The organism is Pseudomonas sp. TUM25319 (genome assembly GCF_056388475.1).
The window spans coordinates 6,044,623-6,069,181 of record NZ_CM150751.1 but is presented as its reverse complement, the minus strand read 5'-3'; the positions used below and the strand labels follow the sequence as shown (position 1 = coordinate 6,069,181).

At 56.4% G+C, this 24,559-nt stretch carries 20 protein-coding genes, 1 tRNA gene and 2 pseudogenes; 18 read left to right on the top strand and 5 right to left on the bottom strand.

Going from position 1 to position 24,559, the window contains the following annotated elements:
* Window position 1: 1 nt before the first annotated feature.
* Window positions 2–1,207, bottom strand: coding sequence for a type II secretion system F family protein (locus AC05QJ_RS27350; RefSeq protein WP_476744340.1), 1,206 nt, complete (start codon window positions 1,205–1,207; stop codon window positions 2–4).
* 211 nt (window positions 1,208–1,418) lie between these two features.
* Between AC05QJ_RS27350 and AC05QJ_RS27345 the strand changes: the two genes are divergently transcribed.
* From AC05QJ_RS27345 to AC05QJ_RS27285, 13 genes are all read left to right on the top strand, one after another.
* Window positions 1,419–1,835, top strand: a complete 417-nt coding sequence (locus AC05QJ_RS27345; protein WP_476744339.1) for a pilin — start codon at window positions 1,419–1,421, stop codon at window positions 1,833–1,835.
* Between the two features lie 56 nt (window positions 1,836–1,891).
* A tRNA-Thr gene (locus AC05QJ_RS27340) sits at window positions 1,892–1,967 on the top strand.
* Window positions 1,968–2,128: 161 nt separating this feature from the next.
* Window positions 2,129–3,424 (top strand): tyrosine-type recombinase/integrase, encoded by a 1,296-nt coding sequence (locus AC05QJ_RS27335; protein ID WP_476744338.1) that lies wholly within the window; start codon window positions 2,129–2,131, stop codon window positions 3,422–3,424.
* 280 nt (window positions 3,425–3,704) lie between these two features.
* The gene (locus tag AC05QJ_RS27330; protein WP_476744337.1) at window positions 3,705–4,661 is read left to right on the top strand and encodes a hypothetical protein; all 957 of its coding nucleotides are present in this window, start codon (window positions 3,705–3,707) and stop codon (window positions 4,659–4,661) included.
* Between the two features lie 52 nt (window positions 4,662–4,713).
* The gene (locus tag AC05QJ_RS27325; protein WP_476744336.1) at window positions 4,714–4,977 is read left to right on the top strand and encodes a helix-turn-helix transcriptional regulator; all 264 of its coding nucleotides are present in this window, start codon (window positions 4,714–4,716) and stop codon (window positions 4,975–4,977) included.
* Window positions 4,974–5,567 carry a hypothetical protein gene (locus AC05QJ_RS27320; protein ID WP_476744335.1) on the top strand — a complete coding sequence of 198 codons (594 nt, stop codon included), beginning with the start codon at window positions 4,974–4,976 and terminating at the stop codon, window positions 5,565–5,567. Before AC05QJ_RS27325 ends, AC05QJ_RS27320 begins: the two co-directional genes overlap by 4 nt.
* Window positions 5,568–6,117: 550 nt before the next feature.
* Window positions 6,118–6,402, top strand: coding sequence for a hypothetical protein (locus AC05QJ_RS27315; protein ID WP_476744334.1), 285 nt, complete (start codon window positions 6,118–6,120; stop codon window positions 6,400–6,402).
* Window positions 6,399–6,668, top strand: a complete 270-nt coding sequence (locus tag AC05QJ_RS27310; RefSeq protein ID WP_476744333.1) for a DUF3077 domain-containing protein — start codon at window positions 6,399–6,401, stop codon at window positions 6,666–6,668. The genes AC05QJ_RS27315 and AC05QJ_RS27310 overlap by 4 nt, the downstream gene beginning before the upstream one ends.
* Complete coding sequence (locus AC05QJ_RS27305; RefSeq protein WP_476744332.1) at window positions 6,665–9,559, top strand: DUF927 domain-containing protein; 2,895 nt, start codon at window positions 6,665–6,667, stop codon at window positions 9,557–9,559. Before AC05QJ_RS27310 ends, AC05QJ_RS27305 begins: the two co-directional genes overlap by 4 nt.
* Window positions 9,560–9,640: 81 nt before the next feature.
* Window positions 9,641–10,531 (top strand): chromosome segregation protein SMC, encoded by an 891-nt coding sequence (locus AC05QJ_RS27300; RefSeq protein ID WP_476744331.1) that lies wholly within the window; start codon window positions 9,641–9,643, stop codon window positions 10,529–10,531.
* A 76-nt stretch (window positions 10,532–10,607) separates the two neighbouring features.
* The gene (locus AC05QJ_RS27295) at window positions 10,608–10,802 is read left to right on the top strand and encodes a hypothetical protein (RefSeq protein WP_476744330.1); all 195 of its coding nucleotides are present in this window, start codon (window positions 10,608–10,610) and stop codon (window positions 10,800–10,802) included.
* A 336-nt stretch (window positions 10,803–11,138) separates the two neighbouring features.
* Window positions 11,139–11,954 (top strand): hypothetical protein, encoded by an 816-nt coding sequence (locus AC05QJ_RS27290; protein WP_476744329.1) that lies wholly within the window; start codon window positions 11,139–11,141, stop codon window positions 11,952–11,954.
* A gap of 462 nt (window positions 11,955–12,416) precedes the next feature.
* A complete protein-coding gene (locus AC05QJ_RS27285) occupies window positions 12,417–13,682 on the top strand; it encodes a hypothetical protein (protein WP_476744328.1) in 1,266 nt (421 codons plus the stop codon).
* Between the two features lie 101 nt (window positions 13,683–13,783).
* Here the strand turns inward: AC05QJ_RS27285 and AC05QJ_RS27280 are convergent, their stop codons facing one another.
* A complete protein-coding gene (locus AC05QJ_RS27280; protein ID WP_476744327.1) occupies window positions 13,784–14,770 on the bottom strand; it encodes a hypothetical protein in 987 nt (328 codons plus the stop codon).
* A gap of 499 nt (window positions 14,771–15,269) precedes the next feature.
* Here AC05QJ_RS27280 and nhaA point away from each other — a divergent pair, with 499 nt between their 5' ends.
* The gene (gene nhaA, locus AC05QJ_RS27275) at window positions 15,270–16,601 is read left to right on the top strand and encodes a Na+/H+ antiporter NhaA (protein ID WP_476744326.1); all 1,332 of its coding nucleotides are present in this window, start codon (window positions 15,270–15,272) and stop codon (window positions 16,599–16,601) included.
* 169 nt (window positions 16,602–16,770) lie between these two features.
* Here the strand turns inward: nhaA and AC05QJ_RS27270 are convergent.
* Both AC05QJ_RS27270 and AC05QJ_RS27265 read right to left on the bottom strand, forming a co-directional pair.
* Window positions 16,771–16,857 (bottom strand): annotated as a pseudogene (locus AC05QJ_RS27270) (Na+/H+ antiporter NhaA); the annotation flags it as partial.
* Window positions 16,858–17,767: 910 nt separating this feature from the next.
* Window positions 17,768–18,013, bottom strand: a complete 246-nt coding sequence (locus AC05QJ_RS27265; RefSeq protein ID WP_476744324.1) for a hypothetical protein — start codon at window positions 18,011–18,013, stop codon at window positions 17,768–17,770.
* Window positions 18,014–18,351: 338 nt separating this feature from the next.
* On the opposite strand from AC05QJ_RS27265, the gene AC05QJ_RS27260 reads away from it, so the two are divergent.
* Window positions 18,352–19,680, top strand: coding sequence for a tyrosine-type recombinase/integrase (locus AC05QJ_RS27260; protein WP_476744323.1), 1,329 nt, complete (start codon window positions 18,352–18,354; stop codon window positions 19,678–19,680).
* 894 nt (window positions 19,681–20,574) lie between these two features.
* Window positions 20,575–20,748: pseudogene (locus tag AC05QJ_RS27255) on the top strand (integrase domain-containing protein); the annotation flags it as partial.
* Between the two features lie 326 nt (window positions 20,749–21,074).
* Here the strand turns inward: AC05QJ_RS27255 and AC05QJ_RS27250 are convergent.
* On the bottom strand, window positions 21,075–21,581 hold the full coding sequence (locus AC05QJ_RS27250) for a helix-turn-helix domain-containing protein (RefSeq protein ID WP_476744322.1): 507 nt from the start codon (window positions 21,579–21,581) through the stop codon (window positions 21,075–21,077).
* 468 nt (window positions 21,582–22,049) lie between these two features.
* On the opposite strand from AC05QJ_RS27250, the gene AC05QJ_RS27245 reads away from it, so the two are divergent.
* Window positions 22,050–23,126, top strand: a complete 1,077-nt coding sequence (locus AC05QJ_RS27245; protein ID WP_085592534.1) for a helix-turn-helix transcriptional regulator — start codon at window positions 22,050–22,052, stop codon at window positions 23,124–23,126.
* Window positions 23,127–23,135: 9 nt separating this feature from the next.
* Window positions 23,136–24,551 carry a hypothetical protein gene (locus AC05QJ_RS27240; RefSeq protein ID WP_476744321.1) on the top strand — a complete coding sequence of 472 codons (1,416 nt, stop codon included), beginning with the start codon at window positions 23,136–23,138 and terminating at the stop codon, window positions 24,549–24,551.
* Window positions 24,552–24,559: the final 8 nt, after the last annotated feature.

Sequence of the window (24,559 nt, the reverse complement as noted above, 5' to 3'; positions counted from 1 at the left end):
TTCAGATCACGTCACCCAACTGGAAGATCGGCAAGTACATCGCAATCACCAGGCTTCCGATCAGCAGGCCCAGGATCAGCACGATCACCGGCTCCAGCAGGCTGGTCAGGTTTTCCATCAACTGATCGATGGCCTGTTCGTGGTGGCTGGCGATGCGGTCGAGCATATCGTCGAGTGTTCCGGATGTCTCGCCGATGCCGCACATCTGCACGCAGAGGTTGGGAAACAACGGATTCGCACGCATGGCCACGCTCAGGGCCAGGCCGTTGTTCAGGTCTTGCCGGACACGCAGAATGGCTTGCTCGTACAGCGCATTGCCGCAGGCGCGGGCTACCGGCCCCAGGGCTTCGGCCAGCGGAATGCCGGCGGCGAAACAGGTACAGAGGGTTCGGGAAAAGCGCGCCATGGCGGCATGCTGGAGCAGCGGCCCAGCCACCGGCAGGCGATGACCGATGCCGAGCAGCCACAGGTGGAATCCACGATGATGGCGAAAGGCCTGGCGCAAGCCGGCAGCGAGCCCCAGCAGGCTGACCGTCAGCCAGACCAGGTGCTCGGACAGCCAGTCGGCCAGGTCGATGACCATCCTCGTGAACGCCGGCAATTCCGAGCCCATACCCGCAAACAGCACCTCGAACTGCGGCACCACCTGCAACAGCAGCAGGCTCGACACGCCAAGGCCCACCATGAGCACCAGCAAGGGATAGATCATCGCCTTCTTCATGCGCGCCCGCAGCGTGGCGCGTTTTTCCTGGAAGGTCGCCAGTTGCTCCAGCAGCGTATCGAGGCGCCCGGACATCTCGCCCACCGCCACCAGATTGCAGAACAGCGTGTCGAAATGGCGCGGGTGCTTGCGCAAGGCCTCGGCCAGGCCGTGGCCGGCGCTGATATCGCGCTTGAGGCTGTGCAGCAGGCGGACGAGCGGAGGGTTCTTGCTGCCCTCGGCGATGATGTCGAGGCCATGCAGCAGCGGGATCCCGGCTTGATACAGCGTCGCCAGATGGCGGGTGAGCTGGGTGAGCTGGGCCGCGTCGATCCCGCGGGAGAGTTTGAGCGACGTAAGCCGCCGGGCGTGGTGGATGCGGGTTGTGCGGATACCGCGCGTGCGCAGCATCGCCTTGACCAGCGCGGGGCTTTGACCGTCGCTGCGGCCACTGACCCGGGCGCCGGTATGATCGACTCCCTGCCAGCTGTAGGTTCTGGTTTTCATGGTTCTGGCGACGTCCTTGTAGCAATTGGCCAAACACAATTTCCGTAACAGCTCCAGCCGGCAGTGCTTCCCGGCCCGCACTAGAGTAGACGAGCCGCTTGGGTGGTCCTGCCTCGCAGGGTGACAAAAGGTGTCGGCTCGGGCCTACTGGCGCGCTTGTCGGCACAACCGACCGAAATGACGTGAAGATTGAAGAACGGGGAATGCATCCATGAGGGAGCAACGCGGTATTACATTGATCGAACTGATGATTGTCGTGGCCATCATCGGCCTGCTGGTGACCATCGCCATGCCGCTCTACACCAACCATCAGGCCCAGGCCAAAGCCACTGCCGGCCTGGCTGAAATCAGCGCCCTCAAGAGCGCGTTTGAAGTGCGCCTGGCCCAGGGCAAGGACATCGCCAGCGCCACCGAACTGGGCGGCCAGGCCACTACTGCCAACTGCACCATCACCGCCCGCGCGGTGGCAGCCAACGGCACCGGCAGCCTCGCCTGCGCCCTGGTCGACGGCCCGGCGCCGGTACAGGGCAAGACCCTCACCCTGACCCGCTCCACCAGCGGCTGGGCTTGCACCACCGACGTCGAGGCCGACCTCGCACCGAACGGCTGTGAAGCGAGGGCTCAATAGTCGTTATGAAACAGTGAATTGCGTAACCCGCGCGGCAGTGGTAGCGTTGCTGCCACGCCGGTGTAGCTCAGTCGGTAGAGCAGCGCACTCGTAACGCGAAGGTCGCAGGTTCGATTCCTGTCTCCGGCACCAGAGACCAGTTTCCAGAAGTCTATGACTGTCTACGAAACGCCCCACAAAGCCCGCCTAGTGCGGGCTTTGTTGTTTCTGTCTGTCTCGTTTTGTCTCTGGGCATCTACGCGATTTAGGGATATGGTTAGGGATATCTCGGTTCGACAAGGAAACGTATCCCTATGGCGCGCACAGTGGTCCCTCTCACCGATCCCAAATGTGATGCGGCCAAGCCTCGGGAGAAGGATTACAAGCTGTTCGATGGCAAAGGCCTCTACCTGCTAGTGAAGCCGTCAGGGGTCAAGACTTGGCGTATGAAGTACACCAAACCTGATGGCCGTGATGGTTTAGCAACGTTTGGCAACTATCCAGCGCTCGGCTTGAAAGCGGCCAGGGAGCGACGCGCTCAGGCGCTTGAGCTTTTAGCTGCAGGGAAAGACCCTATCGAGCAGGCACGCTTGGACAAACAGGAAGCGGTCAATGCCCGGGCGAATACCTTCCGTTTGCTTGCACAGGAATGGCACGCGGCCTGCGCTCGTAAATGGACACCTGGTCATGCCTCCACCGTTTGGCGACGTATTGAATCCCATCTGTTGCCCACTCTCGGTGATCGTCCGGTCGCGGAACTGAAAACACGGGATCTACTTGTCCCTCTGAAAGCGGCAGAAAAGCGGGATACCCTGGATACGGCGGCACGCCTGCGCCAGTACATGACAGGCATCCTCCGCATGGCGGTTCAGCATGGCCATCTAGATTTCAACCCAGCGATCGATCTGCAAGGCGCCACGGCTACCCGCAAAACAGCGCACCGGCCTGCTTTGCCATTTGACCGCTTACCTGAGTTTCTCCAGCGGATAGATGCCGACAGCGGGCGGGGCCTGACCAAGCTTGCTGTACAACTGACCTTGCTGGTGTTTATCCGCTCCAGCGAGCTCCGGTTCGCTCGTTGGGGAGAGATCGACATGGAAAGGTTGATGTGGGAAATCCCTGGTGAGCGAGCGCCTATCGAGGGAGTAAAGAACTCCCATCGCGGTTCGAAGATGAGCACGCCACACTTGGTACCGCTCAGTCGCCAATCAGTGGATGTCCTGGAACGAATCCGCGATCTCACCGGCCGATTCGACTTGGTATTTGCAGGTGATCACCATCACTGGAAACCCATGAGCGAAAACACCGTCAATAAGGCCCTGCGACGCATGGGGTATGACACGAAGTCAGAGGTGTGCGGCCACGGTTTCAGAACAATGGCTTGTTCAGCACTGGTTGAGTCTGGGCTGTGGAGTAAAGACGCCGTCGAACGACAGATGAGCCATCAGGAGCGAAACACGGTGCGCGCAGCGTATATCCACAAAGCAGAACATATTCAGGAGCGAAGGCTCATGGTGCAGTGGTGGGCAGATTATTTGGACGCCAATCGGGTGGAAGCGATCACCCCGTACGACTTTGCCCACCGAGATGCTGTAGCGAGCGACATTTGATACTTCAAGAAACGCATGAGGCATCGAAAGCCAGCGATGCGTCACGCTCATCAGTGCTCGCGGATCGTAGCTACCAGTTGGGGTGTTTCATGTGTAACTGGTGTTTCGGTGCTGATGGAATAGTTGAAAATCCTAGCCTCCGTACTGGTAACACGTCGCTGGCCCACGTGGACAAGCAGGTGTATCAACGCGGTATGGTGTTTCGCTCCACCGTTGCCTGTCGGCAGCTTAGCGATCATCTACCGCGCAGGCTCATTTTTCGATCAAGGGGGCGTGGGGTGTGATCTGGTCCGAAAATGAGGTGGAGCAATTCACGTTCGAGCTTGCGAATACTGATATCAGTAGCCTGCTCGATGAGATCCAGATCATGGAGGATGCTGTAGCGGAAGCTGCGCTTTTCCCTGAGTTTCGTGAGCACTTTCGCCAGGCATTCGATGTGATAAACGAGGCAGCTTCATATTGGCTCGAAGACGGCTTGGGGTATTCCAGTCAGGCAAGGCGGGTAATCCATGAGACGTTCAGCCAGCGAGATCTCATTTACGAGCGATTGTGTTATGCCCAGTCGTTTTCGCTGCCAAATGTAGTGCGTGAGGTGCTAGGTCAAGTTGAAGCTATTCCTAGCTCTCGAATGGCGGCGAGCTATGCCTTCGCGCAAGCACTGGACGCTGTTCAGTTGATGGCTGATTGGCTGGGGAATGTTGAGCTCAATGTGTACGACATCAACCCTGACTTAGCCGAATACCTAAGGTTAAATGATCCCGCGTTTTTCCAAACCATGGTTGAGCGCCAACGTCGTACCCAACCGGGCAGGGAAGCGGAGGTGAGAGAGGCCTTTGCTCAATGGGTGGCTGAATCGGAAAAGGTTTTGATGCTTGCTGACCTTCATCGCCAGTCTGAAGTCGCGCTGCGCTCTGGGACGCTTCAGCCAGGTAGTTTTTTTCCGACGATAATCGACAAAATCTACACCGTGAAAAGCTCCGAGAGAGCTCGCTTGGCTGGGAAGGGTAACAGTCGTCCAGGTACCGCTACTCAAGATGGAAAGGCGAAGAAGCGGGAGCTCACCCGGGCCGCCGTTGAGCGTATCAAGAAGTCCTATCCTGAAATTGAACCTAAGGCACTGCTGTCCAGGCTGGTCGGTATAGTGGGGATCGGAACGCGGGACACGGTTAGGGAAAATCTCAGAGAGCTGGGAGAGTACGGCCCTAGGAAAAAAAGAAAAAAGAGCGGACCGTGTTGATTCGTTTTTGAGTTTTTAGTCTGTACCTGTCTCTGTAGATATAGGTACGACTATGACCGCTTTCTCCGCAGCAACCTCCCTCCATTCTGGGCGCGACCCACAGACCACTCTGATACGCATCACTGAAGTGATGGCCATCGTAGGGTTGGCCCGCCCCACGATCTACAAGTTGATGCAGCAGGCTGAGAGTGGCTTTCCGCTGCCCGTAAAGCTGAGCAACAGCAACGCCCGGGGCGCCCCGGTAGCCTGGGTTCTTTCCGAGGTTCAAGCATGGACGCGCAGCCGCATTCAGGCGCGTGATCGGGTGGCTGTATGAGCGTGCGCCGCCACCATTTCGCCGGCCCATTCCACGATCCGTATGGCGCAGCGTTCTGTTTGTACAAGAAGGACGAAATCAACTGGCGTCACCGGATCATTGCCGGTGTGAGCTGGAACGGCCAAACCCAAGAGGCGTTCTTTTTCAATCCAGACGGACTGAGCATTCCGCTCCGTGCGAACCCATGGGAAATGCCCGACTTCGTGCGCAAGCACGGCATTCGCCGCGAGTTCTCCACCATTCACGGCGACGGCCCGTTTGCCATGGAGAAGCAGCGGTGCTTGGCGTTGACGCCGAACCAGATAGCCGAGTGGGTCACCTACTGGTTCGTCGATGAAAGTTGCACCTACTCCAACGACCCAGAAGTCTGGGACACCTGGGTAGCGAAAGACCTGGAAGCGGAGCGAGCCACCAGTGAACAGAGCCACGCATTTGGACGGGAAAAGGTCGAGCTGGAAATCTTCGTCGCAGAGTGCGTGGCGGATCGAGAGACATGGCTCGCAGAAGAGTACCGGCGCCGTTGTCGTGAAGACGCACGGATCTATGCCTGGCTGAAAGGCGAGCCTCACCCGCCGGAGTCCGGCAACTGACCCTCCCAGCTTTCCCTACAAATGAAAACGCCCCCGGCGGCTACCAGGGGCGTTTGGGTGAATCTGTATGCACGCTCAATCTATTTCGCTTCGGATCAATCCGCAAGCCTTCGTTACAGTTGCGCTTTCAGAAGAGCACAGTTACTCTCATCCGGTCGCTGCAAATTCAGCGACCGGGTTTGGCGACCCGATGAATTCAAGGCGCACAAGCGCCCCCATTACGATTGCTGGCGCTTTTTTTGTGCCCGCACGTCCTGTTTATGGTGGCTGTGCGTGGGAGACCTTCGGGTCTGCCGGTTTCCTTGATTCCCGGTTCGCCAACCCGCGCACAGCTACCGCCCTTAATCGTTTGGCGACGGTTGGTGGTAGCTCCTCAAATCAAGGAGTTCCACCCTATGCACGCCCTCAGTCCGTCCAAAATTCGCGCCGCTGCACACCGTGCAATGGCTCTCGCCGCGCTACACGCCAATTCCAGCCTCACTACACGTCTATCCCGCTACAACGCCCACATGGCCAAAGCTCGCGCCCTGGAAGCCACCGGGGGTGTCCAATGAGCACCCTGCACGGATCCGATCTACCTGAGCAGTTGCTGACTGTCGGTAATCAAGCCGAAGCCGGCATACCCATTGATGCGATCACCTGTGCGATCAACCGCGCTGACTCCGTTCTGACCTTGCTTGAGTATCACTTCGAGAATGATCAACCCTGCCTCTCCGGCGATGTCATCGCATCGATCATTTGGGATGTTCGCGGCACCCTGGGTCTGATCAAAACACTTGCGCTCCATGGTGATGCGACCTCTGTTCCTGTTGAGCAGAAAGGCGGTGCCCAATGACGGCTCCCACTACGCTGGGTCGGGCATCTTTCCTTGAGAGCCCAAATGGGGAGCGCCTCTTTCGAGTGAACGCCGGAGCGTCAATCTCTGATGCTCTCGAAACGGTTTCCCTCCTCCAGTACTACGCCAATCAACTCACCCTCGAAGCCGCACTGAACGATGGCAGCGAGCGCTTCAGTTGGCCTGCCTTCTACCTCGGCGAGATGGCCAAGGCCCTCCTTGATGACGTGAGCGACTCAATGTTTGCGGCGAGGGCAGAGCCATGACTCAACGCACTGGCAGCACCCAGAAAAGGCCAAGCTTCGCTGACGTGAAAACGGCCGCCCTGCAGAACATCGATCGTGTGCTGGAGCACTGGCTGCCACACGGCAAGCGTGTCGATGGCGGCAAGGAATACACCGCTCCCAACCCAACCCGTACCGACAAGCACGCGGGCTCGCTCAAGGTGAGTTTGAGCAAGGGCACCTGGGCGGACTTCGCCACCGGTGACAAAGGCGGAGACCTGATTGACCTGGTGCGCTACCTCGATGGAGGCACTGACATTGAAGCCTGCAACAAGCTGGCGGACCTGCTTGGAGTTTCTGCCGGCACAACCCAAGGCAAGAGCTCGCCTGCCAAAAGTAAGGCACCTGAATGGATCGCTGTTCAGCCGATCCCTGCTGAGGCCATGAGTAAGTGTCCGGCCAAACATCGGCAGCACGGTGCGCCATCCAAGGTATGGATCTACCGGGATGCCCAAGGTGAGCCTCTCATGGTCCTGTATCGCTTCGATCTCGGACCGGATGAGGACGGCAAGCCGAGGAAAGTGTTTGCACCGTTGACCTGGTGTAACCGGTCTGACGGTCAAGCCACTCAGTGGCGTTGGCAAGGGCTATCCGAGCCACGCCCACTGTTGCGATTGAATGAGCTGGCCCAGCGAGCCGATGCACCGGTAGTCCTGTGCGAAGGTGAAAAGGCTGCTGACGCTGCGGCTGAGTTGATGCCAGAGCACGTAGGGACCTGCTGGCCGAATGGCTCGAACTCCTGGCATAAGGCGGACCTGTCTCCACTCAAGGGGCGCGACGTGTTGCTCTGGCCAGACAACGACGCCAGCGGAAAAGCTTGCATGGATGCCGTCGAGTCGAAGTTGCTTGAGCTCGGCGCGAAATCAGTCCAGCGACTGACGCTTGAGATGTTCAAGCGTAGGCCCACCAACAAAGGCGGAAAGCCCGCATTTGCCAAAGGCGGTAAGTGGGAAGACGGCGATGACGCTGCCGACGCTCTGGCGAAAGGCTGGACCGCTGACCACGTCGCGGAGCTGATGCGAACTGGCGAACTTCTTACCCTTGCAACCAGCAAGAAACCTGAAGAGCCTGCACCGGCAAAGCCAGTGGCCAAACGGCCTGCAAAATCAAAAAACGACCTGATGCCCGGGGGCTTTCGGCTGACCCCCGACGGGGTCTTCTACGCCGGCGATGATGGCGAGGCGCGTCCTGTGTGTTCGCCCTTGGAAATCATTGCCCGAACTCGCGATGAGAAGGGCCACAACTGGGGCTTGCTGGTCGAGTTCGACGACCCGGACGGCGTGAAAAAACGCTGGAACATTCCGGCGCGGACCATGACCGGGGACTTCGGCAAGGACGTGTTAGGCCCCCTGGTGGATATGGGGTTACGACTCGCCGGGAGCCGCTCCGGACGCAATGCCCGAAACGATCTGCAGAGCTATCTGGGTGGGTTCGATAGTGCGCGGCGAGCCCGACTGGTTACGCGCCTGGGCTGGCACGGTAATGCCTTTCTCCTACCCGAACAGCAGATCGGATCAAACGACGAGCATCTGTACTTCTACGAGGCTGGGGCACAACTGCCCCCCATCAGCGAGGCCGGTTCCCTGGAACAGTGGCAACAGCAGATCGGAGCGCTGTGCATAGGCAACCACCGTTTGGCATTTGTCGTCAGCGTGGCCTTTGCGGGGCCCTTGTTGAATCTGTTGGGCCATGAATCCGGTGGTTTCCACTTCTATGGCGATAGTTCGGGCGGCAAGACCACACACCTGCAGGTGGCCGCATCCGTCTACGGCGGTCCCCGCCTGGTGCGTTCGTGGCGGTCGACGGATAACGCCTTGGAGTCCATCGCCGCCGCGCATTCGGATGGACTCCTGGTGCTGGATGAAATCGGCATGTGCGATGCCCGCATCATCGGTGAGACGGTGTACATGCTCGGCAACGGGACCGGTAAGGCCAGGGCCAATGATCGAGGTCAAGCAGGCCGGCAGGTGCAGGAGTGGCGTCTGCTGTTCCTCTCGACCGGCGAGAAGACATTGGCGCAGCACATGGCCGAGGCCAACAAGGATCTCAAGGCCGGTATGGAAGTGCGGATGCTTGCCGTGCCGGCAGACGCGAGCAAGGGCCTCGGCATGTTCGATGCGCTGAACGGATTTGAGGATGCCGCTGCGCTCTCTGACGCCCTCAAGGCGCGGGTAGCCAAGTATTACGGCACGCCGCTCACTTCCTTTCTGAGGGCTCTGAGTGAGCCTGGCGACATGCTGCGATGGTCGGTGATCGTCCGGCATACCGTGGAGCAGTTCATTGCCCAAAACCTTCCCACCACGGCCAGTGGCCAGGCCCAGCGGGCGGCGTTGCGTTTCGCCTTGGCAGCAGCAGCGGGAGAGCTGGCAACCGCTTTTGGTGTGACCGGCTGGCCAGATGGAACGGCCACGACCGCAGCCCGGGTTTGTCTGCATGGATGGCTGGCAGAGCGTGGCGGCGCGGGCAACCTGGAGGGCGAAGCGATCATGACTCGATTGCGCCAGGTGATCGAGCGCTTCGGCGAGAGCCGGTTCACACGCTGGGAATCCACCGCCGCCAAGATCGATGAGCACGGACCACGAACCATTGATCGACTGGGTTTCCGAAAAACCATGGAGCACGGTGTGGGCGACAACCTGCATACGACCATTACCTATTACGTGTTGCCAGAAGCCTGGCGCTCGGAGGTGTTTCGTGGTTTGAACCTCACCGCCGTCAATCGGGAGCTTGTCCAGCGCGGGGTACTGCAGCCAGGTAAAGACGGAAAAGCGTCTAGCTCGGTACGCCTCCCAGGCATGGGTGTGCAGCGCTGCTATGTGGTCTTGAGCGAGCCAGGGGCAGAGGTGGCATTGGCGGAAACGGAAGCGGCCTAACGGCAGCTCATAACGACGAGATCTAGCCGGGCGCTTCCGGCCTCGCCAGCCATCCAACCCCAACGACCTTAAGGAAAACCTATGAGAACTTTCGACGCATTATCTGTAGAACGCGCAAGCCTTGAATCTGAAATTCAGCAGCACCAAGAGGACGTAGCGAGGCATGAGGCTCTGCTGCGTGAACCTGCAACAAAGCATTCGGGAGAAAGAGGGAGCATCGAAACGGAGCTGAATATCAGCCTGGGCCGTATCAGTAGCCTTCAGCACAGAATTGAAATGATCGATCACGACCTCGACTGGCATCAGCGCAAACAAAATACCCCGAACCTGATGGCCGACTATCACGAGCATCTGCGCTCCTGGGCTGCGGATAAGCACGAACTGTTGGAGAAGCGCAAAGCGCTGACTACTCGACTCGAAGAGGTGACGACCCAGACGGCCAAGCAAACCTCAGAGGCCCGCGCTGCTGAGGAGGAAGCAGCTCGAAGCTATGCTCAAGCGGTAGCCTGGGGGGATGTCGACGGAGAAAAAGCTGCCTCGACGGCCGCTCAGAAAGCGGCCAAAGCTCTGGACACTGCCCAAGAGGATGAACGCCGTCATGGCCTGATCGTCACCGCACTAGAGCGAGAGATTCAGGTCGTGGATGAGCATATCGAGGAGGCTGACCGGGAGTATTCGAAGCTTGAGCGGAATGCGGTTGTGCTTGCCACTGAACGCCTGGAAGAAGAATGGGATGTTGCAGCCCAGGCGCTGATCGATCTCGGCGGTAAGCTTTACGCCGGCATGCAATACCTGGGACGAGAACAAATGGCCTTCCATGATCTCAGGATCCCGAGTCGCATGGATCTGTATCGCCAATGGAATCAGAGCAGCTTGATGGTCGGGGCCAGGCAATTCGGACCTCAACAGATCATCGGGTTTGAAAACGATGCAGAAAGTCAGGCTGACGCCACGGCGGGGGGCCTTGATTGAGCCCTAGCCTCAATAGGAAGCGAGCAGTCTGCATCAGCAGACTGCAATGCCTTTTGGCCGCAAAAGAGAAAGGACCATGTTTGGATTAACGGAAAACTCGCCCTCTATTCGCGACGCGCTAACAGAGCGAAGGCTTTACCTGCTGGGCCTGGTGAAGCTCATCAAGGGTAATCATCAAGGACTCACGCTCGTTGAAAGGAAGTCGATAGATGTCATAAACGCGGCAGTGAAGCACATCGATAATCGTCTGAGTTCTTTGCAGAAGGACTGAACTTGAGAATGGCTTAACCACCGAAACGAGAGGGCGCAGCGCCCTCTTTTTCCATACCGTGTCCCGACCTGGTGTCGGAGCGGTCTGTCGCGACCGTCCGGTTTCGACCCAAAGCGGTCTTTCGCGAAAGACAGCAATCGGCCAGAAGCGGTTATTCTACATATCTACTAAACTAGAGCCGATTCATTGATGTGGATAAGTAAATGGTGCTTTAGCGACTTAGACGACGTTACTGGAGTCGTGCGATCAAGGATTGCAGAGCTGCATGTTGCAAGCATCAAGCAGTGAGTCCCATCCTGTTGGTTTGACAACGATCTGTAGAGGTTAGGGGGTAAGATGATATCTGGTGAAGTGCAGATGCGAGCGATTCCTGATCGGCTGCCAAACAAGCAGTGTTGGATGTTATTCAAGGTGGCTAATCTAGATCGGCTACATGCGCTGCAGCGTGGTCTGATTTATATGAACAGCGTCGACTATTTCGCGAAGCTTGAGGGTGAAGCCGGGGCTGCACTTCGAAGGGACGAACTTGAGAATGTGTATCTTAAGCTCAGCTCTGGCATAAAGGATGGAGTCGTTAGCGAGCTCGCACTTCAAGTGGAAGGTCACGATGAAATTGTATTGAGTCCAGAGGCAATCATGACCCTGCATCTACCTCGTCCTGAAACCGTCATGGTGTATTGCCTCGGTTCTGTATCAGCCGGAAATGATGGTCAGATTTGGGGGCTCGATAATGGGATATTGCAATTCAGTGAGCGTTTCCGAGAATTCGGCACCCACGTCCTTCGTATCACGAACCAAGCAGAGTTTGCTAGAAGGCTTTCACAAGCTATTGAGGCTCATCCTCACCTCTACAGTTCTCCCTTCTTTGAAGGGGGGTATGGCCAAGTCGATTACGTAGATTTTAGTAACTACAGCGGCCCGATAGGATTGTTTCGCAAACCCATTGAGTATGCTTGGCAAAGAGAGTATAGATTCTGCTTTGGCGCTGAACCTGAGGCTCTAAATGATCGGGGAGCCTTAGAGCTGAATATCGGAGACATATCGGATATTACTGAAATTACAACCGTAGAGAGTTTTACTTCGAACCCAATGACGATAGTTAAGAGGAGTTATAAGATAATTGACGGAAAACCTGTCCAGATTTTTCGTTAAACCTAAGTTTTAGGTCGGCTGCGTGTAAAAAACGGCGTAAATAGACTGGGTGAAAAAATATTGGCGAAGCCAGATAGTTGGCTACGCTCTTGGTTTTTAAATCCTGAGAAAGCAGCCTCTAGAACGGTTGTACTCACCAAAAATCGTAAACAAGTCAGATTTCCGTTGTGAGTCAACGTATTGGAAATGAGGCACGCGCCAAACGCTCAAAAAATGTAAACACACCTAGGACTAGAAGCACAGATGTTTACAGTTTTTTTTCCCAGGCGGTCGCACACCTGAGTCTGGAACAGAACGGGCGGATCCCCAGCCTGCCACTATGCCCAGTTCGTCGGCCGTGGTCCGGCCAGCTTTTTTAGGCTGGCCGTAAGCAGGGCCCGCATGAATAGCTTGGGCGCCCCGCATCCTCTGGTAATGTGACATCGGTTGGTAGGTACCTAAGACATGTAAACGAGGGTGTAAATGAACATTTGCAAATGCTTCCAATGCAATACGTGCGGAACGCAAATTGATTGCCGGATCGGCATGTCAAATAGGGATGTACAGCCTTTTCAATTTGCATGCCCCCAATGTGAAGAACGTATTTCCTTTGTATTCGGCACGCAGAATGGTGAGTTGACCGGAGCCTCCGAGGTAGAAGATTTTAAAGGACCGTTCACCGGTGCCAATCCCTTTGTTGATCTGCACTTGGACTTCCCGGCTTACTATGGCGAATATCAAATGGGCATGACAACGTTTCTACGGGTCACCCGTGAGCTTGGCCAAGCAGGCTACCAGCATTTAAATCAACGTCTCACGATGCTAAATGCCTTGTATCCGTTAGAGAAGGAGCTGAGAAGCACGATCACTCAGTACAAGAGGGGTGATATCAATAATTTTTCGAAGACATGTGTGAAAATACCCGGCGTCGCTTTAAAATCTCGAAAGAAACAGGATGTACTTGCAGCACTGTACACATCGACCTCAGTGATGTCCTCTCCATTTACAATCCATGAGCATAATTCCGAAATAAGCTCAAAATCGTCTGAGTTGTTCATGTGGCTTCACCAGCAACACCGCGACAAGACAATACATTTCGTAGAAGAAATACTAGGGAATAATTTCCTAAAAAACCTGCACAACGACTGCTTATCACTTTACCCCAAGATCGTGGCAATGGATTTGCCATTCCGTCCCGCATTTTTTTATGACTATGCGGTTACGGAGGATCTCGGCCAGATTCCTGCCCGGCTTTCCACTGCTGATTTTGAAGCTTGTAGCAATTTTTATAAAGACTTGGCTGAAGTCTTTGCGCGTCAGCTTACCTTCTTAGCCGGCGTTAACAATCTCATAAAGCGCGGGGATAGCGACCTCTTCGAACCAACGATGAAAGTCACCAAGGCTCAGAAAGCAAGGCCAGAGCTTGAGAGTCTAAACGCGTTTGCGAATGTCGACTTAGGAAGGAAACTTGCATTCATAGATGACTGCTTCTATCGTGTAGACATGGATGCAGTAGACAACAAATTGCGAAATGGCATAGCCCACTACAAGTATGAATATAAAGAATCAACACAGATAGTTACGTACTACCCAAGTAAAGAAGGCATGAACAGAGAGAAATACCATGAGATTTCTTTTATGGAATTTATCAGGAAGTCACTTCTGCTATTCCGAGAAGTCCATAGTGTTAACCATATTATGAAAGCAGCGCTTTTTTACTGCGTACTTATCTTGGGTAAGGAAGTCTAACGCCGATAACTATACTCCGTCAAAATCTGCAAACAATAAAAAAAGCGAAGCCAAATCAATGGCTTCGCTTTTAATGTTTACAGCTCTGAAAAAGCTGCGGGTCAGAACGGTATGTCATCGTCGAAGGGGGGCGTAACTTTCGGGAGAGGCAAAGCGTTTTTTGGTAATGGCAGATTTGTAACAATAAAGAGATTGAGGATGTCGTGTCTGTCCATAAACATGATTTGAGAGCGCTTAGTGGCATCCAGCTTGTTGCCTAGCCAGTTTCTTGCCTGCTTTGTTATTTCACCGCCCGCAACGATAAATGCGTGGTCGACTAGGACTCGTCGATTCAATTCCGAGTCGAAAATCTCGTGCCCAAGCATCATATTGACTTGATTGTGAATCTCGGCGACATTCGCTGAACCAGGCTTTCCAACGCCTGCTGAATCTAGTTTGCCCTTTTTAGCTTGGATACCGAAGTAGAGGACGTGAAGCGTCGGCAGGGTATATTTCATCCACACGTCCTTGCCGTATTCCAACGCCTTATCCTTGTGACCTGCTGCCGTTATGCGATGAAACCCAAGCTGGCGGAAAAGCGGCAGCAGAACCTCCTCGATCAGCTCATCTTCTGAGCACTTGTCGAGGTATGTGGTGAGTAGGTCTCGGCGCTCTATCTCCGCCGGAGTCAGTGGACGGTGCGGATTCGCCATCTGCGCAATGGTGTTAGTGGCATTGTGGCGCAACTGGCCAAGACTGTGCTCGTCGTAGAACGCTTCCCAACCTTCACGTACCAGCACAGCATTAAGCGCGGCAAGTGCTTTGTTCCTGTCCGGATCGCCCTCCTGCGCGTCGCCCTTGTCGAGAACCGCACGGATGATTCGGATGAAAGCATCAGGCGGAACTGAAGGACTGGTATGCGGGAGAGCCAGCACTTCCTCTAGCCTGCTCGCTACCCACGCCCAGCGCGTCGAACCGTCGTGGGCGTAATCTAAGTCACAATCTTGGAAGAACTCAGTGATGTAGCTGCTTGAACGATACCGAAAGTGGTCAGCGTCGCCACAAACAATGTGGGCGAGCTCTCTTAGACTCCTGCTCTTCCATTTCATTTGCGTTCCTAGATTATGCGAAATGAGGCTGAAGCATAGCTGCTTTATTAGTGAAAGATTGAGCATAGCTTCCCATTGGCCCCTTGCCTTGCTCGCCCGAAACCGCTCCCAAGCGTGCCTCTCCATTGCAAATTTTAAACAGCCGCCTCGCTATGTAGGGCGCTTGCCAACCTTGCCGCGTATGAAGGGCTAGATGCAGAGGCGTGAGGCTGGGCTGCCCGCACTCTTATGGATGGCTCGACGGTGTCGAGTACGCATAGGGGAGATTTCTTCCCCGGCAAATGTCGACGCTCTCTATTGCTGGGATAGCCGCGTGGATGCAACGGTTCAACAAATAATTTTCGTGTGATCAACGAGAGCAGACGTGTGTTGAATGGCTCCGCCGCCCCATTGCTACATTCATACAGTACACTATTGCGTGGGTGCTGACTGCTTGGTGCAGTGAGGCAGGTTAAAAAGACTACGCTGGTCGGGCCGCCATGCGGGAGTTCTTGCGCCTATGCAAAAAACAACCTTGCCCCGTGCCCAACAGCTTGCGGAGCGTGCCTTCGCCAATCTCGAGCGCTTTCTGCACATTGAAGCCATCAGTGGTGTGGTTCTTTTGATCGCCGCTATCGCAGCTCTTATCTGGGCCAATTCCTCGGCCGCCGCGACCTATGAAGCTTTGTGGCACACGCCCATTACGATTGGCGTCGGTTCGCTGGTATTCACTCAGTCGCTGCACTTCTGGATAAACGATGGGCTGATGACGATCTTCTTCCTCGTGGTCGGTATGGAAATCCGCCGTGAAATCCATGAAGGCGCCCTTGCCAGCTTTCGCCAGGCCACCCTCCCGATGGCAGCGGCAATCGGTGGAGTGGCGGTACCTGCAATGGTTTACCTCGGTTTCGGCCATGCACCGGCTGAGCAACAAGGCTGGGCGGTGCCGACGGCCACCGATATCGCATTCGCCGTAGGGGTACTGGCGCTGCTCGGTAAATCCATTCCGTCGAACGTACGTGTGTTCCTGCTCGCCTTGGCAATCATTGACGATATTATCGCCGTCCTCATCATCGCCATTTTCTATTCAGGAGGCCTGGACTACAGCGGTTTCGGCATCGCTGCGATTGGTTTGATGATGGTATTGGGTCTAAAGCGGATAGGGGTGGGTTCGGCCTATGTTTATGTAGTCCCTGGTGCGATTACATGGGTCGGCATATTGATGACTGGTGCACATCCGACTCTGGCCGGGGTGGTATTGGGACTGATGACGCCGGTCACTGCCATGCCTATGCGAGAACGACCACTTGATGCGGTCACACGCTTCACCCAGGAGTTGCTCGGGCGCGCGCGGTCTCCCGAGCAGGATGCCAGTGAGCTGATCAGCCCTCTAAAGAACTTGCGAGTGGCCCAGCGAGAGCTGGTACCGCCAGTAGTTCGTGTGCAGAGTGGCCTGCATCCTTGGGTGGCCTATGGAATCATGCCAGTGTTTGCTCTGGCCAATGCCGGCGTCAGCCTGGCGGGTGTAGACCTAAGTACACAGGCGCCACAGTGGGTAATGACCGCTGTCGTAATCGCATTGGTGCTTGGTAAGCCGCTGGGAATCGTCAGTGTCAGCTGGCTGATGGTGCGCATCGGTCTTTGCACACTGCCGACTGGAGTCAACTGGAACAGCATTACATTGATAGGTCTGCTCGCGGGCATCGGCTTCACCATGTCCATCTTCATTGCCAACTTGGCATTCTCCGATCCGGCCTCCTTAGGCGCAGCCAAGCTCGGCGTGTTGTCTGCCTCGATAATCGCTGCTGCGTTGGGCCTAGCTTGGGGCGCTTGGCGGGTTCGCAGGGGCTGACAACAAATCGAGGCGAGCACGCCAAGGCTTACGTGCCCCTCATCTAGTCTCGCAATGATTTGGTGCGCGTATAGCGCGGGTGAGTGCTCTCAATCGGGGTCAGTGTCGAGTCGAGGCGCTCGCGCTAAGCGCACATGCCTGATACTCAAAATGCGCTTGGTAATAGCTTGCCAACAACAAGGAAAAAGATGGTCATGAGACCGTCATTGAGCCAGAAGTAAAGCGATAGCGACTCAACGCCGATAGATGTCGGGGCTTGTCACAGGGCTGATGGAACATCTTGAGCCCGATTTGGGCGTGGCCATACGCAGTGGCTGCCCTAACAAAACCGATGACACGCCTTACCTATGACATTCAGTACAGCTGAACGCTGCTTTCAATTGCTGCCCCGAGCGAAGGGCAGCTACGGGGCGAAAGCAGCCGTTGGCGTCAGCACTTACTGAAGGGGTCTAAATGGCCCTCCAAGCGCCCGAAGTTGATACTCCGAGACGGCTTGGAACAACGAGTCTGCTAGCATTTTAAGGCGCTCGATTTCATCGGACGCACGCTCTGCGGCTTTGGCTTCGTGGTACCGTCGCAGTGCCTCAATGGCCTGCTGCATCAGCGGCTCACTTGCCTGTATCTTGTCTCGTAAGTCGTCCATGCTGCCCTCCCTTTGTGACCTACGCAGTATAGGACGCCCAGCAGGTCAGGCCGTTAGCTGCCTTCCGCCAAGGGCAGCCTGGCGTCGCAAGCGGGGGGACGAGGTTACACCGCTTCCGTTGTCACACTGCTAGATAGATGTGCATTGCCCATGGTGAAACTGAATAATTACCTATATAAATCAATGGGTTGCTTAGTTTCGTTACACCCTTTACACCTGTTACACAACTTCAAGGTCTTACTCTGCTAGACATCCCACGCCCTCCATCTAATAGCGCCTTCAGCGGTTGAGGCATGCTTTGTTCCTCCTCCAGAAATCGCGTGGGGACCCTGGGAGATCTGGCAAGATACGGGGCGGGGAACCCGCGCTTTCTTGTTAGCGGCAGCGTTCACAGCTTAGTGAACTGCTTCAGTGGGTGAACCCACTCGAATGGTTAGTGAACCCCCGAATTATCTTGCTAACTGCAAGAATGAGGCTTAGTTTGCAGTCAGCACGTTGGTCCCAGCAGGGGGGGTGGGGTGCACTAGCCGCCAAGGGCTCGAGCCGCCTCGATGCCCTGGGGGGTGAGCAGCCCGGCATACACCCGACGAGGCCTGATGTTGCCGGCCTGCATCCTCGTGACTCGGTAGCATCCGTAACCTTTCGCCCACAGTTGCTCAAAAATTTCCGCGTTGGACTCGATGAACGTCCTCTCGAGCTCCTGGCCTTCCTCATGCATCTTCAGCAGTGTGCGCAGCATCGTGTTGAGATTTTGGGGCGTGGTAGTCATATGACAATGCTCTGGGTTGGGTTCATCTAATCCTAGACGGTCTCCCGGCTTCGACTCCGGAGAGGTGACCTTTGCTTTAGGGATATGTTTAGGGATACGTGCGGACGCGATTGGTTGGTTTTCACAGTAAAATATAGGTATAAAAGTCTATGTTTGGTTCCTGTCTCCGCACCACATCCAGCTCCACTGCATTCCGCTGAATGCTTTGGAAGCCCTCTAAACCGGCCTTCTGGCCGGTTTTTGGTTTCCACGACCCTCCGTCGGGAACTAACTAAATCCCCAATAACCGGGGGTATTTTTGGGGTACAGCGTCTTTCCTGCATGGAGAACGTACCCCTATGCCACGCCTAGCCATTCCGCTCAGCGACCTCAAATGCCGCACGGCAAAACCGCGTGATCGTGCGTACAAACTGTTCGACGGCGGGGGTATGTACCTGTACGTCGCGCCCAGCAGCTCGAAGACTTGGCGGCTGCGGTATTTCAAACCCAACGGCAAGGAAGGCACGCTGATTATCGGCAAGTACCCAATCGTTTCGTTGGCCGTCGCGAGGACCAAGCGCGATGAGGCCAAGGCCCTGTTGCTCGACAACCTCGATCCAATGGAAGAAAAGCAGAAGGCCAAGATCGCTGCCCAGCGTGCGAGCCTTCTCTTTGAAACCGTTGCCCTGGAGTGGCACGTCGAAATGTCCCGGCGCTGGACTGAGAGCCATGCCAAGACGGTGCTTAGCAGGTTGCGCACGCATGTATTTCCACTGATCGGCCAGCGGCCTATCGCTGAACTCGACACCCATGATCTGCTTGAGGTCACCCAGCGAATCAAGGATCGCGGCACCATGGATGTCGCGCTGCGTGTGCAGAACTATCTATCCACGATCATGCGGGGCGCGAAGCGGGCGCGGCAGATCACTCAAAATCCAGCGCTCGATCTGGCCGGCTCGATCCAAGCGCCGCGCACCGTGCACCGTCCTGCTCTCTCGCTGAATCGCCTTCCTGAATTGTTGAGCCGAATCGACAACTACACCGGTCGCGAGCTGACCCGGCTCGCAGTGCTACTGACGCTGCATGTGTTCGTGCGCTCCAGCGAACTGCGCTTTGCACGGTGGGATGAATTCGATCTGCAACGGGCAATGTGGGAGATCCCCGATACCCGCAAGCCGATTGAAGGCGTCCGCTATTCCACACGCGGGACCAAGATGAGTGGGGACATTCAGATAGTGCCGCTGTCGCCTCAAGTCATCGAAATCCTTGAACAGCTACGCAGCTTGAATCGATTCTCTGAACTGGTGTTGCCCGGTGACCACAGGTACTGGAAACCCTTGTCGGAGAATACGGTTAACCAGGTGCTGCGCAATATGGGGTACGACACCACGAGGGACGTGTGCGGGCATGGCTTCAGGACCATGGCTTGTAGTGCCTTGCTTGAATCGGGGCTGTGGACGGACGCGGCGATTGAGCGGCAGATGAGCCATCAGGAGCGTAACCGCGTGCGTGCTGCATACATCCACAAGGCCCAATTTCTGGAGCAACGTCGGTTGATCATGGCGTGGTGGAGTAACTACATCGATGCCAACAGATCGGGCCATGTCACCCCGCATGAGTTTGCCCACCCGGTAGGCGATAACGTCACCGCCTTGCCAAATGGCCATGGCGCATTCAATCGCGGGTGAGCCTGCAAGATTGGCGCTGGCTGCTCTTTCAGGCGGGTCCATCCAAACAGGGCTGCAAAGCCGCCCTGTTCGGATGGACCTTATTTTGAAGAGCTAAAAGCCACGAGTTTGTCCGGGGTTTACCACGGAATTCCACCGGTGGATAACCGCTTTTCACGTCCCAAGCAGCGGTGAGTTTCGACCCTTGACCGGGTTTATCCACAGGCGTAGAACTGGCCGTGCAAGCGCTGTTGATGACAGCACCCCAGGTGGCCCGAACCTTCAAGTCCACGCCGCTCTCGCGGTGGTTCTACCCAAGGGCGATTAGCATTCGGCAGCTCGCCCGGTCACTACCCATGTGATGAATGCTCTTACACATATAGCGCTCGCGCGCCAGATACTCCGTACCTCGCTGCCCTGCAGCAACCTATCCGCTTGGCCGAATCTTGCGCCAACCTGTGCCCGTCTCTTTCTTCTGGAAAGAGACGGGCACTTCTACCACTGCTGCAGCCCTGATCGCACAAGGCTTTGCGGCATTCCCCCTCGTGACAATCGGCGTGACAAACGCCGATGTCACTAGCAACAGCGCTGTAGATGATGGTGCCGCAGACCAAGGAATGGACTGCACCTGAGTGACAGTCAGGCATGCCCCGGTCATCGCGGTGCTGCGTTCACCCGGCTCAGGATCTTCAGGCGCTGGTCTAGTCAGCCAGTGCTGCCTCCACCCGCCCACCGGTAACGGTGCTCAGGAGGCCAGATCATGAGATGCCCTTGCTCCCGGACGTAAGGAGCCGCCAGTCCCGCGTAGTGGACATTCCCCACAGGTCGCAGGGGCCTTGATCCCTGATAACACTCAACATTCTTGGCGGGATGACGTGGGGCGAGGATCGGAGAACGGCAGATGAGGTGACCGATATGGCATTGGAGGGTAGACGCGATGGCCGTAATTTCGGCTATGGCAGGCAATTGAGCTACGCAGGGCCGCAGGCGTTGAAAGACATATTCGGTGGCGGTCATTTCGGTACGGTCAAAGCGCACTGTGATCGGTGGCAAGCATTCGTCAAATGGTGCCGCTCCGAACAGGGGCCCTGAATTGCCCCTGGTTTCGTAGAGACCCCCAAGCCAGGTTTAGACATGGGACTTTTTGTATACGAGTACTCGTCCGGCCATGCGTGCGAACACCAACCCGTATTGTTCAAGATTCCGCCGTACGTGTCGGCCAAAGTCATGACGCGTCTTACGTTGCAACGGTGCCCAGGCTAGTTCCCCGATAATCTGCCGAATCGTGAACTCCTGTCCCGGTGGAACTACCGCGATGTTTTGCTTGAGTACTCGCGAAACCTCATCCCACTCGGCGATCTGGATATTCATGGGTTGCCCTTAAGTTGTAATTGTATGTTGATGAGTGCAGTAATTTAGCCGCGAATGATGATCTCGATACGTTCGATTTCCACTCCAAAGGTGATTGCCAAGCCAGCTTTGGCCTCTGCGATGCTCAAACCGCTGACACCATAGGGGAAACTTGACGTTTTGGCGTTGGTCGTTGACTCGGACGGTTCCTGCTGTACCCCGGCACTCATGGTGAATTCGGGATAAAGAATCTCGTTCAGCTTTTTCCATGTGTCGGCACGGGGGCTCGCAAATTCCCCGCAGTCAGATTCTTCATAGCGACGGGGCATCACGCCATGAATATTGGCCTTTCGGGCCAGCTCGGCGCGGCTCAATCCAAGAAGTTCGCGCCTAGCTTTCAGAGCAGCAGGAAAGTCGGGAGAAGTGGGCGAAGGAAGCATGGGGAGCACCTGGGGGTGAGGGGTAATAGCTAAAGTGTATTTTAGGTTGCCCTTAATTTCAAGGGTAATATAGTTTGGGTTTCGTTTTCGCCGCTCTCGGTCCTCAGCAACGCTTTGGACGAGCTTGGTCAATGGCCATCATGTTTTAGTACCGTGATTACAATTCTTCCTCTCCCGAGTCGATCGATTCGGTTACCTGTAGTCAGGCTGACCGTAGTGCCATCCATCAGTGCCTCCTCAACGCGACTGAGCTGTTTGTCAGCGAGAGTCGGCTATGACCTTGGACACCTCTATGCGACGACACGATTTGTCGCCCCCCCATAACAAGATGCAAAAACCACTAGGAGCTCACTGTCATGAAGAACCTATTTGCCGCCATCGGTTGTGTTGTAGTGCTGAAGAAGGCCTGTGAGCTATATCGCGAATACCAAGATTTGAAGCGTTACAAGGAAGCCCACGCGCCCGAAGGCCCCTGAACGGGTTGCGTAACCATTTGACTTTAGTCATGTGCGATGCTGGTGAAGTGGCATTAAGCCAGCATTTTTATTAGCATCGTGACCAATCTGGCATCAGCGACTGATGCACAACAAGGAAGCCTCCATGTCTCAAGCGAAGGATACGCTGCTCAGGCTGTTCGCCCTGCTGCGCCTGATTCCTACCGAGCCACAGCGTATCGCCAGCACCACACTGCTGGAAAAGCTGCATGACAAGGGTTTTTCCGTCACGCTGCGCTCCATTCAGCGCGACCTTAATCGGCTGTCCCTGCCGTTCTCATTGCTATGCGACGAGAGCGAATCACCCTTCCGCTGGAGCTTCACGCGCGATGCACCGCTGAAGCTGCAGGACATGGACGCGCCCACCGCGCTCGCCCTCTGCCTGTCCGAAAGCCATCTGACAACCCTGCTGCCACAGACCGTGCTCGACCAGCTCAGTCCGCAATTCCGCCGAGCGCGGAATTTCCTCGGTGATGTGGGCCACAACGGTTTGGCGGACTGGGCGCGTCGCGTCCGTGCGATCCCCAACGGCAAAACCTTGATGCCAGCGTCAATCGCTCCCGAGGTTTGGCGAACGGTCTCCGGCAGCCTGTTGGAACGTCGCCAGATCGAGGTCGCTTACCGCAGCCGCAGCAAAGGTGAGGTGAAGCAACTGGCTCTGCACCCGGTTGGGCTGGTTTCCCGACATGCCATTAGCTACCTGCTCGCATCGGTGGACGGCTACGATGACTTGCGCCAGTTCGCCCTGCACCGGATCCAGTCAATCCGCATGCTGGAAACCGAGAGCAAGGAGCAACCTGACTTCAACATCGACGATTACATCGCCAGGGGCCGCTTCAGCCAACGCCAGGGCGACGAGTGCGTTGAACTGGTTGCGGACATACATCCGCAAATCGCCGAGTTGCTGAGCGAGACACCGCTCAGTGACAAGCAGTCCCTGCACGACCTCCCCGGCCAAGCCTGGAAACGCCTATGCGCCTATGTTCCTCTGGAGAGCGAGACCCTCTGGTGGATCTTCGGCCTCAACGAGAACATCCGCGTCCATGCCCCCCAAGTCTGGGTCGACGAGATCCGTCAGCGCCTGAAATCAATGCAGCAGTTCTATCTGGCCGAGGACGCGCTTGTCGGTGCCGCCTCTCCCCACTCCAGCGTCGGCACTGCCGTCGTTCAGCACAACGCCTGAGGCCTTCTCATGGACAAGCAGGACAGCAAACTTATCAGCCATTCGGTCAGCCTGTGCCCGATCTGGCCCACTCAGGCCTCGGAAAAGATCGGCCGTATGGTCGGCGAAATCAGCCAGGCCAACGACATCATGGCCAAGATCGCTTCCACCGCTCAGAACAAAGCGATCAAGGGCGGGTTCGCGGCGGAAACCTGGCATGCCGAGTCGTTCAACCTGGACGCGATCCTCAAGGACAAGGATGTCCGGGCCTTCACCGATAACTTCGCCAAGACACCGCTGGCGAAGAACGACATGACCCACGACATCGTCATCATGAAGGGCGATACCCAACTGCAGGGCGCACAGCTGAAATATTTCAAGAATGCCGACTCCACGCAGAAGGCGTTTCGCTCCAGCAAGGATGGGGTTCACGGTTACGAGAATGCCGACGTGTTCCTCGGGCCGTCCGACCAGATTGAAGGCATCAAGCTGTCCGCGCACAAGGACATGCTGAAGAATCGCGACACTCGCCCCGAGGTCGCCCGGGCCGCCGAGAAAGTGCATGACAAGGCCGCTGGACGCCTCGACGTCGAGGGCGTTCAGTCCACCGGGTTGAGCAAGCGCGATGCCGAGCACGTCGGCGCGGGATCGCCTTCCGGTAAGGCGCTGCACGAGAACATGCAGACGGGCTACCTGAACAAAGCGACGCTCCAGCAAAGTATGCGTGCGGCTGGGTCGGCGGCCATCGTCACCACGGTCATCGCCGGCAGCATCAACACCTTCCAGTACATCCGCCAGGTCAGGGATGGCGAAATCAGCGCCGAACGCGCCACCGTGCTGATCCTTCAGAATACGGCCATCGCCGCTGGCGACAGCGCTTTGAAGGCCGGGGTGGCCTCGGCAAGCGTCAGCATCGCTGCCCGCTCGATGCCCGGCTTGTTCGCCGGCTCAGTGTTCAAGCGCACCTTCGCCAATGGCGGTATTGCCGGGGCGGCCGTCTGCGCGGTGGACGTGGTGCAGAACCTGGTGTTGTTCGCCGCCGGCAAGATCACCGGCGAAGAACTTGAAACCCGCACCGGCAAGGGGTTGCTGCTGACCGGCGCCGGCGTGAGCGGTGCTTCGGTGGGCGCAGCGATTGGCGCCTTGGGCGGCCCTGCGGGTGCGTTGGTGGGCAGCCTCGTCGGTGGCCTGATCACGACGCTGGCGATGAACATTGCCGTGGACAACCACATCGAGAAGAGCTTCCAGCTGACCTTGGTCGCCACGGAACTCGTGCTCAGCAACGGCGTCGCCGTTCATGAAGCCCTGGAATACCTGCAGGTTTCGCAACAGTTCTACGGTGACTTCCACAAGGGCCTGTATCTGTCGGAGAAGCACTTCGCCGCTCAGGTCAAGACTCTGGAAGCGCAAAGCGAACGACTCAGCAACAAGATCAACAATCTTTAAGGCCGGAA

Coding starts and splice junctions, on each gene's coding strand:
- AC05QJ_RS27350 (WP_476744340.1), bottom strand. CDS start 1,207: ATGAAAACCAGAACCTACAGCTGGCAGGGAGTCGATCATACCGGCGCC.
- AC05QJ_RS27345 (WP_476744339.1), top strand. CDS start 1,419: ATGAGGGAGCAACGCGGTATTACATTGATCGAACTGATGATTGTCGTG.
- AC05QJ_RS27335 (WP_476744338.1), top strand. CDS start 2,129: ATGGCGCGCACAGTGGTCCCTCTCACCGATCCCAAATGTGATGCGGCC.
- AC05QJ_RS27325 (WP_476744336.1), top strand. CDS start 4,714: ATGACCGCTTTCTCCGCAGCAACCTCCCTCCATTCTGGGCGCGACCCA.
- AC05QJ_RS27320 (WP_476744335.1), top strand. CDS start 4,974: ATGAGCGTGCGCCGCCACCATTTCGCCGGCCCATTCCACGATCCGTAT.
- AC05QJ_RS27315 (WP_476744334.1), top strand. CDS start 6,118: ATGAGCACCCTGCACGGATCCGATCTACCTGAGCAGTTGCTGACTGTC.
- AC05QJ_RS27310 (WP_476744333.1), top strand. CDS start 6,399: ATGACGGCTCCCACTACGCTGGGTCGGGCATCTTTCCTTGAGAGCCCA.
- AC05QJ_RS27305 (WP_476744332.1), top strand. CDS start 6,665: ATGACTCAACGCACTGGCAGCACCCAGAAAAGGCCAAGCTTCGCTGAC.
- AC05QJ_RS27300 (WP_476744331.1), top strand. CDS start 9,641: ATGAGAACTTTCGACGCATTATCTGTAGAACGCGCAAGCCTTGAATCT.
- AC05QJ_RS27295 (WP_476744330.1), top strand. CDS start 10,608: ATGTTTGGATTAACGGAAAACTCGCCCTCTATTCGCGACGCGCTAACA.
- AC05QJ_RS27290 (WP_476744329.1), top strand. CDS start 11,139: ATGATATCTGGTGAAGTGCAGATGCGAGCGATTCCTGATCGGCTGCCA.
- AC05QJ_RS27285 (WP_476744328.1), top strand. CDS start 12,417: ATGAACATTTGCAAATGCTTCCAATGCAATACGTGCGGAACGCAAATT.
- AC05QJ_RS27280 (WP_476744327.1), bottom strand. CDS start 14,770: ATGAAATGGAAGAGCAGGAGTCTAAGAGAGCTCGCCCACATTGTTTGT.
- nhaA (WP_476744326.1), top strand. CDS start 15,270: ATGCAAAAAACAACCTTGCCCCGTGCCCAACAGCTTGCGGAGCGTGCC.
- AC05QJ_RS27265 (WP_476744324.1), bottom strand. CDS start 18,013: ATGACTACCACGCCCCAAAATCTCAACACGATGCTGCGCACACTGCTG.
- AC05QJ_RS27260 (WP_476744323.1), top strand. CDS start 18,352: ATGCCACGCCTAGCCATTCCGCTCAGCGACCTCAAATGCCGCACGGCA.
- AC05QJ_RS27245 (WP_085592534.1), top strand. CDS start 22,050: ATGTCTCAAGCGAAGGATACGCTGCTCAGGCTGTTCGCCCTGCTGCGC.
- AC05QJ_RS27240 (WP_476744321.1), top strand. CDS start 23,136: ATGGACAAGCAGGACAGCAAACTTATCAGCCATTCGGTCAGCCTGTGC.